This is a genomic window from Xanthomonas sacchari (assembly GCF_024266585.1).
Taxonomy (GTDB): Bacteria; Pseudomonadota; Gammaproteobacteria; order Xanthomonadales; family Xanthomonadaceae; genus Xanthomonas_A; species Xanthomonas_A sacchari_C.
Window position 1 is genome coordinate 2894708 of the sequence record NZ_CP100647.1, and the last position, 12399, is coordinate 2907106.

The following is a 12399-nucleotide window of genomic DNA, read 5'->3' on the forward strand; positions in this document are numbered from 1 at the left end:
CAAACGGCGCAACACCTTCTAAAATGGCGGTTTTCCTGGGAGGGAACATCCATGCAGCTTGCCGATCTCAACGCGGTGGTCACCGGCGGCGTGTCCGGCCTCGGCCTGGCGGTGGCGCAACGCATCGTCGCCGAGGGTGGCAAGGTGGCGCTGTTCGACCTGAACGACGACAAGGGCGCGGCCGCGGTCGCCGCCCTGGGCGCGGAGCGGGCCTGCTACCTGCGCACCGACGTCAGCGACGAGGCCCAGGTGGCCGCCCAGTTCGGCGCGGCACGCGCCTTCCTCGGCGGACTCAACGCGGCGGTGAACTGCGCCGGCATCCTCGGTGCCGGCCGCGTGCTCGGCAAGGAGGCGCCGATGCCGCTGGCCACCTTCCAGGGCACGGTGATGGTCAATCTGGTCGGCAGCTTCAACGTCGCCAAGGCCGCCGCCGACCTGATGCAGCACAACGCCCCGGGCGAGGACGGCGAGCGCGGCGTCATCGTCAACACCGCCAGCGTCGCCGCCTACGAAGGCCAGATCGGCCAGGCCGCCTACGCCGCCTCCAAGGGCGGCGTGGTGGCGATGACCCTGCCGATGGCGCGCGAACTGGCGCGCTTCGGCATCCGCGTCAACACCATCGCCCCCGGCATCTTCTGGACCCCGATGGTCGACGGCATGCCCGAGGCCGTGCAGCAGTCGCTGGCCGCGGCGATCCCGTATCCTTCGCGTCTCGGTCGCCCGGACGAATTCGCCGACACGGTGATGTTCCTGCTGCGCAACCGCTACCTCAACGGCGAGACCATCCGCCTGGACGGCGCGGTGCGGTTGGCGCCGAAGTAGCCGGGAATGGAGAATCGGGAATGGGGAATCGCAAGGGCGCTTCCCTCCCGCTGCTCCTCTCCGCCCGCTTGACGCTGTTCCGATTCCCTATTTCCCATTCCCGATTCCCAGCTCTCATGAAAGCCAACGAAATCAAGAAAGGCAACGTCGTCGAATACAACAACGGCGTGTACCAGATCCGCGACATCGAGCGCAGCTCGCCGCAGGGCCGCGGCGGCAACGTGCGCTTTCGCTTCGTGATGTACAGCGTGCCGGGCGGCAACAAGCTCGATGCCAGCTTCGACGGCGACGACGACCTGCGCGAGGTCGAGCTGATGCGTCGCCAGGCCACCTTCTCCTACAAGGACGGCGAGGCCTTCGTGTTCCTCGACGACGAGGACTACACCCCCTACACCCTGGACGCCGATGCGATCGGCACCGATGCCGGCTACATCACCGATGGCCTCAGCGGCATCTACGTGCAGGTGATCGACGACCAGCCGGTGGCGATCCAGCTGCCGCAGAGCGTGACCCTGGAAGTGATCGAGACCCCGCCGGAGCTCAAGGGCGGCACCGCCACCAAGCGGCCGAAGCCGGCCAAGCTCAATACCGGCATCGAGATCATGGTGCCGGAGTACATCGGCAACGGCGAGCGCGTGCTGGTCAACACCACCACCGGCGAATTCGCCGGCCGCGCCGACTGAGTCCCATGCGCGGGCGCCGTGCCGCCCGCGCCGGCAGCGCCGGGCATGCGCCGCAGTGCGCCTGCCTTGGCCTGCTGCTGGCCCTGCCGGCGCTGGCGCTCGCCGCGCCGGTGAGGCCGGCCGCCGCGGCCGCGGCCAAGCCCGCATGCACGATTCCGGACGCGGTCGATCCCGAGCACCACGCCGGCTTCTGCTCGATGCCCGAGCCGATCCGCGCCTTCGTCGCCCGCCAGGACACCTGCAGCCATTTCGCCGGGGAGGAACCCTACGACGCCGCGCGGCGTCGCGACCTTGAAAAGGCGATGGACACGTACTGCGACGGCAATGAACAGACCTGGGCGAAGCTGCGAGCGCAGTACCGCCAGGATCCGCGACGCGACGCCTGGTTGCGCCGCTACGGCAAGGATGTCGGTCTCGAGCTGCCGTGACGGCGGCCTGCGGGCCGGCAAGGTCGTGCCCTAGCGGGAGTGCATGTCAGCCCTGACGGCGGCCGACATCAGGCGGTTTCCCTGCTTCGCGCGTCGCGGCTGAAGCCACTCCTGCAAAATGGACGGAGGCTGCGCCGCGTTTGTTGTGGAAGCGACTTCAGTCGCGACGACTGCCCCAGCCGATTCGCCTTCGCGCTTCGCTCTCGCGGCCGAAGCCGCTCCCTCAAAGATGGGCGAAAAAATGGGCCGCTCCCTGTGGGAGGGACTTCAGTCCCGACGACTGGAACTATCGGCCTCCTTTGATGACGAAAAGGCTGCACCTGCAACCAGCCAATGCCGCGGACTCACCGCCGGCCGCGTCGCGGTCCCAGCTTCAGCCGCGACCGCGACGTCGTCGACCAAATGCGAGATGCCCCCTTCGGCCTCCCTGACCAACCGCGCATGCCGCACTACGGTTGCCCGCCCCCCTCCTGCAACACGGAAGGCGACCGCAGCTGCAGCCCGCCGCCCTCGCGATTGAGCGTGCGCAGGCGTTCGCCCAGCGTCGCCAGGTTGGCATCGATCTGCGCCAGGTCCGCCTGCAGCGGCGCTGGCAGCAGGCCGCGCAAGCGCGTCTGCAGCGCGGCGCCATCGTCGCGCAGCGCCACGATCCGCGCCTGTCCCTGGACCTGCAGCCAGGCGCGCTCCTGCGCCTGCGGCAGGCCATAGCCCGGCTGTCCCTGCAGCAGGCTCGCCGGTTGGCTCAGCAAACCTTGCTCGGCCAGCACCGCACGCACCGCGCTGGCGGCGTCGCGGGTGTCGCCACCCGCATCGCCCCCACCCTTACCGGCCACCGCGGACGGCAGCGACTGGCCCAGATAGCGCCGCTTCAGCGCATCGCGGCCGCGCTGCTCGGCACGACGGCGGGCCGCGTTCTCCAGCAGCAGCAAGGCGGCGCTGGCGCGCAGGTCGCCGCGCTGCAGCCACGGCGCGCGCTGCGTGGCCGGCAGGTCCAGCCACGCGTCGGCAGTGCGGGCCGGCAACGCCAACGAACCGCGCGCCACCGCGAACATCTGCGCGAAGTGCGCGCTCGCCGCCGGGAAGAAGTATCCCTCCCGCACCGCCGCGTCGGCATCGTCCAGCACCGATGCATCGGCGATGCCGGCGCGGACCAGGCGCCGGCGCAAGCCGGTCGGACTGATCCCGGACAGGTGCGCGGCCGCCAGCCGCGGCACGCCGTCGTGCAGCAAGGCGTAGGTCTCCACCGCGCAGTTGTTGCTGAGGAAGTAGTAGCGGCCGTCGTAGCTCCAGTGCAGTTGCGCGGCGCGTTCGAGCAGCGCGGCGATCTCCTCGCGCGACAACCGCAGCGGCAGCGACTGCAGGCCGCGCAGTTGCACCTGGGTGTAGTCGTCCACCACCTGGCGCAGCGGCAGCACGAACAGCCGCGACGGATAGGAGCCGGTCAGCCCGCGCAGGCTGGAGATCTGCACGTCGTCGACGAAGGCGCGGAACGACAGCACCCGGTGCTCGGCCAGGTCCAGCCGGCAGCGTGGTCCCAGCGGCCGCCCGGGCGCACAGATCACCAGGCGCAGCATGCTGTGCCCCCAGTGGCTCATCGGCTGCGCATTGCCGTCGGCCAGCAGGTAGTCCACCGCGTAGACCCGCGCCGGGTCGATCTGCAGCAGCGCGGCCTGCTCGGCCAGCGGATCCTGCACGAACACCAGGCCGGGTGCGCAATCGCCGCGCGGCGGTGTCCAGGCCAGGCGTGCGGCGAAGTACCCGGCCAGCGCCGGCCGGCGGCAGGCGTAGTCCGGATCGAGCAGGAAGTGCTCGAGATTTACCGCCACGAACTCGGCCGGCGACTGCAATTCGTAACGGTCCGGACTGCGCTCGGTGAAGCGGTTGTCGCCGCGGCGCAGGCCAAAGCGCATCGGGCTGACCTGCCAACCGGCCAGATCCAGCAGGCGCGGATCGGACGACAGCCGCCCCGCCGCGGCGCGGTCGTAGAAATGCGCCAGTTCGTGCAGCACGGCGGCCAGTGCCGGTCGCCGTGCGGGGTCGGCGGCCGGATCGGCGCCGCCTCCCTCCGCCGCCATCCAGTCGCGCAGCAGGCGCTTGTTCAACAGCAGGCGCCGCGCCTGCGCGCGCCCGTGCACCTGCGCGGGGAGGTCGTCGCGCCATTGCAGCGGCAGCCCTGCGGGCAGCGCCACAGCCCAGGCCGGCGGCAGCCGCGCCTGCGCCGCGGCCAGCACGGCCTGGCTGGCCGTGCGCTCGGCGGCGCTCAGCCCGGTGTCGTCGAGGGACAGCGGCGCGGCCGCTGCGTGCGGCGCAGCGGCCAGCGCCAGCACCGCCAGCCACCGCGCGCCGAGGCGCCGTGGCCGGCGCGCGGTCACAGCGCCAGGATCGCCTGCGCCAGTTCCAGGTCGCTGGCCTGCTGCGCCTGCGGGTTGCGCTCGCGCAGCACGCGCAGCGCCGCTTCCAGTTGCGCGCCGCGGATGCGGCCGGCGCTGGCGACGAAGCCGGCCGCGTCGTCGCGCGCCTGCAGCACCACCTTGTCGTTGTTGGAGCTGCTGTCCGACGACGCCGAGCTGCCGGCCGAGCCGGCCGAGGCCGAACCGGCGGAGGAGCCGGCGAAGCTGGACGCCTGCGCGAACGCGGGCAGGATCAGGGCCAACAGCAGGGCGCAGCGCGCGGTCACTCGGGTCATCGCAATCGTTCCAAGCAGGATCGTGAAAAAGGGGACGGCCGCCGCCGCGCCGCATAGCCTAGCGGTCCGCCGGGCGCAGCGCCTGAACGGGCCACGCGGCGGCGGCGCCGGACTCAGGGGTCGAACAGCTTGCCCGGATTGAGCAGCCCGGAAGGATCGAACACGCGCTTGACCGCGCGCATCAGCGCGATCTCGTCGGGGCTGCGGGTGCTGTCCAGGTATGGCTTCTTGACCAGGCCGATGCCGTGCTCGGCGGAGATGCTGCCACCGTGCTCGGCCAGCACCTGCGCCAGCAGCTTGGTGACCTGCTCGCAGGCGGCGATGAACTCGGCCGGCGGGGTGGCGTCGGGCTTGAGCACGTTGATGTGCAGGTTGCCGTCGCCGATGTGGCCGAACCACACCACCTCGAACTGCGGATAGGCCTCGCCGAGCAGCGCCTGGGTGCGCTCCAGAAACGCGGGCATGGCCGAGATCCGCACCGACACGTCGTTCTTGTACGGGGTGTAGCGCGCCACCGCTTCGGTGATGCCTTCGCGCAGGCGCCACAGCTGCGCGGCCTGCGCCTCGCTCTGGCTGATCACCCCGTCCAGCACCCAGCCCTGCTCCATGCAGGTCTCGAACGCGGCCAGCGCCGCCGCCTCCTGCGCCTCGTTGCCGCTGGCGTACTCGGTGACCACGTAGTACGGGTAGACCGTCTCGAACGGCGCCTGCGCGCCGTGCGCCAGCACATGCTGCAACGCGCGGTCGGTGAAGAACTCGAACGCTTCCAGCTGCAGGCGGCTGCGGAACGCGGCGAACACCTGCATCAGCACCTCGAACGAGGGCAGCGCCAGCAACATCACGTTGCTCGGCGGCGGCGGGTCGGTGAGCCGCAGGGTCGCTTCGACCACGATGCCGAGGGTGCCTTCGGAGCCGATCAGCAACTGGCGGAAATCGTAGCCGCTGGAATTCTTGATCAGCCCGCGGTTGAGCTCGAGCAGGTCACCGCTGCCGGTGACGACCTTGAGCCCGGCGATCCACTCGCGGGTGTTGCCGTAGCGGATCACGCGGATGCCGCCGGCGTTGGTGGCGATGTTGCCGCCGATCGAGCACGAGCCGCGCGCGGCGAAGTCCACCGGGTACAGCAGGCCGTGCTCGCGCGCGGCGTTGTGCACCGCTTCCAGCGGCATGCCGGCCTGCACGGTCAGGGTGCGGTCGACCGGGTCGAAGGCCAGCGCCTTGTTCATTCGCTCCAGGCTCAGCACCAGCTCGCCGTTGGCGGCCACCGCGCCGCCGGACAGGCCGGTGCGGCCGCCGGAGGGCACCACGGCCACGGCATGATCGTTGGCCCAGCGCAGCACCGCCTGCACCTCCTCCACTGTCGCCGGCAACGCGATCGCCAGCGGCGCTGGGGTCCAGCGCCGGGTCCAGTCGCGGCCGTAGTGCTCCAGGTCGGCCGGGTCGGTCTTCAGGCGCAGGGTGGGAACGGCAAGGGCCAGGGCATCCAGGCGCGGGTCGGTCATGGGCGGAGAGGTCGGGGCGTAGACAATCGTTCAAGCCTGCCAGCGTTGCGCAGCTGCGTCCAGTTGCGGGCAGCAACTCGCGGCGCTTACGCATTCCCAATCCCGACTCCCCAATCCCGTGCGGGCCCTGATCAATCGATGCACCTGAAACCTTTCGCCGGCGTTGCACCTGCGGTCTCCCGGCATCCTATTGCGGCGCACCAAAGCAGGGAGCCATCTGGCATAGTGACCGGCCCGTTGGCCATCGCTCCCTTTACTGCAATGTCGCCCAAGAAGACCTCGTTTCCGAAGCAGGATATCCGCGTGCTGCTGCTCGAAGGCATCAGCCAGACCGCCGTCGACGTGTTCCGCGCGGCCGGCTACTCGCAGATCGAGCTGCACGCCAAGTCGCTGCCGGAAGAGGAACTCAAGCAGCGCATCGCCGAGGCGCACATCGTCGGCATCCGCTCGCGCACCCAGCTCAGCGCCGAGGTGCTGGCCCAGGCCAAGCGCCTGATCGCGGTCGGCTGCTTCTGCATCGGCACCAACCAGGTCGACCTGGACGCGGCCGAACTGGCCGGCATCCCGGTGTTCAATGCGCCCTACTCCAACACCCGCAGCGTCGCCGAACTCGTCATCGCCGAGGCCATCCTGCTGTTGCGCGGCATTCCGCAGAAGAACGCCGAATGCCACCGCGGCGGCTGGTCCAAGTCGGCCGCCGGCAGCCACGAGACCCGCGGCAAGGTGCTGGGCATCGTCGGCTACGGCCACATCGGCACCCAGGTTGGCGTGCTGGCCGAGTCGCTGGGCATGCAGGTGATCTTCCACGACATCGAGACCAAGCTGTCGCTGGGCAACGCCCGCACCGCCACCGACCTGGACGACCTGCTGGCGCGCTCAGACGTGGTCACCCTGCACGTGCCGGAAACCGCGGCCACCCGCAACATGATCGGCGCGGCGCAGCTGGCGCAGATGAAGCCGGGCGCGCATCTGATCAACGCCTCGCGCGGCACCGTCATCGACATCGATGCGCTGGACGCGGCGCTGCGCAGCGGCCACATCGGCGGTGCCGCGGTGGACGTGTTCCCGATCGAGCCCAAGGGCAATGGCGACCTGTTCGAATCGCCGCTGGCCGCGCACGACAACGTGATCCTGACCCCGCACGTGGGCGGCAGCACGCTGGAGGCGCAGGACAACATCGGCGTGGAAGTGGCGGCCAAGCTGGTGCGCTACAGCGACAACGGCAGCACCCTGTCGGCGGTCAACTTCCCCGAGGTGACCCTGCCCGAGCACGAAGAGAGCCTGCGCCTGCTGCACATCCACCGCAACGTGCCGGGCGTGCTGTCGCAGATCAACGAACTGTTCTCGCGCCACAACGTCAACATCGACGGCCAGTTCCTGCGCACCGACCCCAAGGTCGGCTACGTGGTGATCGACGTCGGCGCCAGCGTCGAGCAGGCGGCGGTGTTGAAGGACGAACTGGCGCAGGTGGCCGGGACGTTGCGGACGCGCATTCTTTACTAGCGGGGATTGGGGATTGGGGATTGGGGATTGGCGAGTGCGCTTCGCGCCCGGACCCTCACCCCAACCCCTCTCCCGGGGGGAGAGGGGCTTAGGCATCCAACCGAAGCCGGCGCTTCCTTCTCCCGGCGGGAGAAGGTGCCCCGAAGGGGCGGATGAGGGTCCGGGCGCAGCCTGAACACCGCACGCGCTACGCGCCCGCACTCTCACCCCGACGTCTCTCCCGGAGGGAGAGCGACTGCTTGTCGTTGCAGCCATTTGCGCGCCATGCGCCGCAGCGACGGATCCAGGTCCGCCTCGTCCAGCAGGTCGGCGATCGGGCGCCAGGCCAGGGCCAGCGATTCGGCGCTGACCGCAAAGGCCTCGTCGGCGCCGGCGCGGACCACGTAGCGCGCGTCGTAGTGCCAGTGCCCCGGCACCTCGCCACGGGCGGGAATCCAATGCCGGTCCAGGTCGAAGAGCGCACCGTCCTCCAGCGCCAGGCCAGGCAAGCCGGACTCCTCCTCGGCTTCCTTCAACGCCACCCGCGCCAGATCGCGGTCGCCGTCGGCGTGCCCGCCCAGTTGCAGCCAGCGCTGCAGCTTGCGGTGATGGGTCAGCAGGGTGCGGGCGCCGTCGGCGCTGACCAGCCAGGCCGAGCCGGTGAAATGGCCATCCAGGCGTGCGCGCACGAACGGATCGGCGGCATCGTCCAGCACCGCCAGGAACTGCGCGGCGACCTCGGCCTGGTCCGGGCACTGCAGGGCGTGGGACTGCAACTGCTGGCGTAGGGACGGCTCCGGCATCGGCGTTCTCGCATTCAGGGGCGGCCATTATCGCCGCCCGGGGTGCAGCGCGGCTTGTGGCGGCCGGCCGGCTTTGGCATGGTACGACGCTTGCGTCGCCCGCTGCGGGCCCGGCGCTTCGCCATTGCCGGGGCCATTTGCCCCGTACCGCCACCTGGGGATGCACCGAATGCTCAAGTCTCTGTTGAGGGTCAAGCCGATCGAACCCGCCGGCCACGTCGATGCCGGCGAACCGTTCGAAGGCAGTCTGGAGGGCGAAGCCACCCTCAAACGCACCCTCACCGCCAGGCACCTGGTCATGCTCGGCATCGGCGCGGTGATCGGCGCCGGCATCTTCGTGCTCACCGGCCAGGCGGCGGCCAACCACGCCGGCCCGGCGGTGATGCTGTCGTTCGTGTTCGCCGGCCTGGCCTGCGCCTTCGCCGGGCTGTGCTACGCCGAATTCGCGGCGATGCTGCCGGTGTCCGGCAGCGCCTACTCCTATTCCTACGCCACCCTGGGCGAAGGCGTGGCCTGGTTCATCGGCTGGTGCCTGGTGCTGGAGTACCTGTTCGCCGGTTCCAGCGTCGCGGTCGGCTGGTCGGCCTATCTGATCAGCTTCATCACCACGACCCTGGGCCTGCCCTTCCCCGCGGAACTGGCCGGCGCGCCGCTGGCGTGGACCGGCCACGCCTTCGTCGCCTCGGGCAATATCGTCAACCTGCCGGCGGTGCTGATCGTGGCCGCGGTGAGCACGCTGTGCTACGTCGGCGTCACCCAGTCGGCCTTCGTCAACGCCATCGTGGTGGCGATCAAGATCGCGGTGATCTGCCTGTTCGTCGGCGTCGGCGTCTTCTACATCAACCCGGACAACTGGCACCCGTTCATCCCGGCGAACACCGGCCCGGGCGAGTTCGGCTGGAGCGGCGTGTTCCGCGCCGCGTCCATCGTGTTCTTCTCCTACATCGGCTTCGATGCGGTCTCCACCTCCGCCGGCGAGACCAAGGCCCCGCAGAAGAACATGCCGATCGGCATCCTGGTGTCGCTGGCGATCTGCACCATCATCTACATCATCGTCTGCGCGGTGCTGACCGGCCTGCTGCCCTACACCCAGCTCGGCACCGCCAAGCCGGTGGCCACCGCGCTGGAGCATTACCCGCACCTGGCCTGGCTGAAGACCTTCGTCGAGATCGGCGCCATCGCCGGCCTGTCCTCGGTGGTGCTGGTGATGCTGATGGCGCAGCCGCGCATCTTCTACACCATGGCCCGCGACGGCCTGCTGCCGAAGCTGTTCGGCAAGGTCCATCAGCGCTTCCATACGCCCTACGTCGGCACCGTGGTGGTCGGCGTGCTGGCCGCGCTGCTGGCCGGGCTGATCCCGTTGGACGTGCTCGGCGAACTGGTGTCGATGGGCACCCTGCTCGCCTTCGCCACCGTCTGCGTCGGCGTGATGGTGCTGCGCTTCACCCGCCCCGAGCTGCCGCGGCCGTTCCGGGTGCCGTGGTTCTGGGCGGTGTGCCCGCTGGGCGCGCTGTTCTGCGTCGGCCTGTTCTTCCAGGCGTTCCAGGAGCACTGGAAGGTGTTCGTCGGCTGGACCCTGATCGGCCTGTGCATCTATTTCTTCTACGGCATCCGCAACAGCCGCCTGGCCGCCAAGGCCTGACCCGTTGCCCCGAAGACCGGCGCCCGCGCCGGTCTTCGCGTTCATCCCCTCTCCTCGCGCGCCGCGCCCGGCTGGAACCGCTCGATGCTCAAACAACTCTTGGCCACCAAACACCCCCACGCCAGCCACGAGGACGCCGGCGGACTGGGCCTGCAACGCGCGCTCGGTCCCTGGGGCCTGACCGCGCTGGGCATCGGCGCGGTGATCGGCGGCGGCATCTTCGTCATCACCGGCCAGGCCGCGGCCAACCACGCCGGGCCGGCGATCATGCTCTCGTTCGTGCTGGCCGCGGTGTGCTGCGCGTTCTGCGCGCTGGCCTATGCCGAGTTCGCGGCGATGGTGCCGGTCTCCGGCAGCGCCTACACCTACACCTACGCCACCTTCGGCGAACTGGCGGCCTGGTTCATCGGCTGGATGCTGGTGCTCGAGTACGGCGTGTCGGCCTCGGCGGTGGCGGTGAGCTGGACCGGCTACTTCCTCAGCCTGCTCGATCACTTCGACATCCATCTGCCCGCGGCCCTGGTCAACGCGCCGCTGGACGGCAAGCTGCAGCCCACCGGCGCGATCGCCAACCTGCCCGCCGCCGCCATCGTGCTGCTGCTGACCTGGCTGTGCTACGTCGGCATCCGCAAGTCCTCGGCGATGAACATGGCCATGGTGGTACTGAAGAGCGGGCTGATCGTGCTGGTCATCGCCGCCGGCTGGAAATACGTGGATCCGGCCAACTGGCACCCGTTCATCCCGGCCAACGAAGGCCCGGGCAAGTACGGCCTGGACGGCGTGCTGCGCGGCGCGGCGATGGTGTTCTTCGCCTACATCGGCTTCGAGGCGGTTTCCGTGGCGGCGCAGGAGTCGCACCGGCCGCAGCGCGACCTGCCGATCGGCATGATCCTGTCGCTGCTGATCTGCACCGTGCTGTACGTGGCCATGGCCGCGGTGATGACCGGGCTGTTGCCGTTCGCGCAACTGGGCACCGACGAGCCGGTGGTGACCGCGGTCGCGGCGCATCCGCAACTGGCCTGGCTGCGCGTGGTGGTGGAGATCGGCGCGCTGATCGGCCTGTCCTCGGTGGTGCTGGTGATGATCATCGGCCAGCCGCGCATCTTCATGATCATCGCCCGCGACGGCCTGCTGCCGCCGGTGTTCACCAAGATCCACCCGACCTACCGCACCCCGCACATCAACACGGTGATCACCGGCATCGGCATCGCCCTGCTGGCGGCGCTGTTCCCGCTGGACGTGCTCGGCGAACTGACCTCGATGGGCACCCTGATCGCCTTCGCCGCGGTCTGCGCCGGAGTGCTGATCCTGCGCCGCACCCAGCCGGACCTGCCGCGCCCGTTCCGCATCCCGTTCGCCTGGCCGATCTGCATTGCCGGCGTGCTCAGTTGCCTGGCGCTGCTGTCGAAGATGACCGCGCACAACTGGATGCTGATGGTCGGCTGGACCATCGTCGGCCTGGCGATCTACTTCGGCTATGGCTACCGCCACAGCCGCCTGCGCCGCACCGACCAAGGTTGAGCCATGCGCCCCTCCCCCCCGGAGAGGGGTTGGGGCGAGGGTCCGACCGCTCGCGATCCCTCTGGAGAGGGATTGGAGTAAGGGTGCGACGTGAGCAGGCGCTACTGGGTGCCGCCAGCTGTCATCCCAATCCAGCCGTCAAGCCCTACACTACGCGCATGAACGCACTGCCCTACGATTCCGAGCGCCTGCGCACGCTGGCGCACCTGCTGATCGACAACATCCGCGAACTCTCGCAGGCCGGCTGGACCCCGGCCACCAGCAGCAACTTCTCGCACCGCCTGGACGATCGCCATGCCGCGATCACCGTCTCCGGCCGCGACAAGGGCCGGCTGGTGGAAGAGGACATCATGGTGGTGGACTTCGACGGCCAGGCCGTCGGCCGGCCGCTGCGTCCGTCCGCCGAGACCCTGCTGCACACCCAGCTGTACCGGCGCTTCCCCGAGATCGGCTGCGTGCTGCACACGCATTCGCCGGTGCAGACCATCGCCTCGCGCCTGTACGCGCCGCGGGGGCATATCCGCCTGGAAGGCTATGAGCTGCTGAAGGCGCTGCACGGCAACCAGACCCACGAGACCGCGGTGGACCTGCCGGTGTTCGCCAACACCCAGGACATGAGCGTGCTGGCCGCGCAGGTCGACGCCCTGCTCGACCGCACGCCGCTGTGGGGCTACCTGATCGACGGCCACGGCCTGTACGCCTGGGGCCGCGACATGGCCGAGGCGCGCCGCCACCTGGAGGCCTTCGAGTTCCTGCTGCACTGCGAGCTGGAACTGCGCAAGCTGCGCGCCGCCGGCTGATCGGCCGCGGCGCGACAGCGTTCCAGCGCC

The 12399-nt window shown here is 69.8% G+C and carries 11 protein-coding genes; 7 read left to right on the forward strand and 4 right to left on the reverse strand.

The genetic code is table 11. From position 1 onward, the window contains the following. Positions 1 to 51 precede the first annotated feature (51 nt). From NKJ47_RS11970 to NKJ47_RS11980, 3 genes are all read left to right on the forward strand, one after another. On the forward strand, positions 52 to 822 hold the full coding sequence (locus tag NKJ47_RS11970; protein ID WP_254458121.1) for an SDR family oxidoreductase: 771 nt from the start codon (positions 52 to 54) through the stop codon (positions 820 to 822). Positions 823 to 938: 116 nt separating this feature from the next. Further along, the gene (yeiP, locus tag NKJ47_RS11975; protein ID WP_010343353.1) at positions 939 to 1505 is read left to right on the forward strand and encodes an elongation factor P-like protein YeiP; all 567 of its coding nucleotides are present in this window, start codon (positions 939 to 941) and stop codon (positions 1503 to 1505) included. A 5-nt stretch (positions 1506 to 1510) separates the two neighbouring features. Further along, complete coding sequence (locus NKJ47_RS11980; RefSeq protein ID WP_254458122.1) at positions 1511 to 1933, forward strand: hypothetical protein; 423 nt, start codon at positions 1511 to 1513, stop codon at positions 1931 to 1933. Positions 1934 to 2382: 449 nt separating this feature from the next. Here NKJ47_RS11980 and NKJ47_RS11985 read toward each other — a convergent pair whose 3' ends face one another. The 3 genes from NKJ47_RS11985 to NKJ47_RS11995 form a co-directional block, all read right to left on the reverse strand. Then, complete coding sequence (locus NKJ47_RS11985) at positions 2383 to 4305, reverse strand: DUF4105 domain-containing protein (RefSeq protein ID WP_254458123.1); 1923 nt, start codon at positions 4303 to 4305, stop codon at positions 2383 to 2385. Further along, positions 4302 to 4619 carry a DUF2388 domain-containing protein gene (locus NKJ47_RS11990; protein WP_254458124.1) on the reverse strand — a complete coding sequence of 106 codons (318 nt, stop codon included), beginning with the start codon at positions 4617 to 4619 and terminating at the stop codon, positions 4302 to 4304. Before NKJ47_RS11990 ends, NKJ47_RS11985 begins: the two co-directional genes overlap by 4 nt. Positions 4620 to 4732: 113 nt before the next feature. Continuing rightward, positions 4733 to 6121: an FAD-binding oxidoreductase gene (locus NKJ47_RS11995; RefSeq protein WP_254458125.1), complete on the reverse strand. Its 1389-nt coding sequence runs from the start codon at positions 6119 to 6121 to the stop codon at positions 4733 to 4735. A 261-nt stretch (positions 6122 to 6382) separates the two neighbouring features. Here NKJ47_RS11995 and serA point away from each other — a divergent pair, with 261 nt between their 5' ends. Next, positions 6383 to 7624, forward strand: coding sequence for a phosphoglycerate dehydrogenase (gene serA / locus NKJ47_RS12000; RefSeq protein WP_254458126.1), 1242 nt, complete (start codon positions 6383 to 6385; stop codon positions 7622 to 7624). Positions 7625 to 7827: 203 nt separating this feature from the next. Here serA and NKJ47_RS12005 read toward each other — a convergent pair whose 3' ends face one another. Next, entirely contained in the window at positions 7828 to 8406 is a 579-nt protein-coding gene (locus NKJ47_RS12005; protein ID WP_254458127.1) for an NUDIX hydrolase, read from the reverse strand. 169 nt (positions 8407 to 8575) lie between these two features. Here NKJ47_RS12005 and NKJ47_RS12010 point away from each other — a divergent pair, with 169 nt between their 5' ends. From NKJ47_RS12010 to NKJ47_RS12020, 3 genes are all read left to right on the forward strand, one after another. Next, on the forward strand, positions 8576 to 10048 hold the full coding sequence (locus NKJ47_RS12010) for an amino acid permease (RefSeq protein WP_254458128.1): 1473 nt from the start codon (positions 8576 to 8578) through the stop codon (positions 10046 to 10048). Positions 10049 to 10132: 84 nt separating this feature from the next. Next, positions 10133 to 11569 (forward strand): amino acid permease, encoded by a 1437-nt coding sequence (locus NKJ47_RS12015; protein ID WP_254458129.1) that lies wholly within the window; start codon positions 10133 to 10135, stop codon positions 11567 to 11569. A gap of 158 nt (positions 11570 to 11727) precedes the next feature. Then, the gene (locus NKJ47_RS12020) at positions 11728 to 12369 is read left to right on the forward strand and encodes a methylthioribulose 1-phosphate dehydratase (protein ID WP_254458130.1); all 642 of its coding nucleotides are present in this window, start codon (positions 11728 to 11730) and stop codon (positions 12367 to 12369) included. Positions 12370 to 12399: the final 30 nt, after the last annotated feature.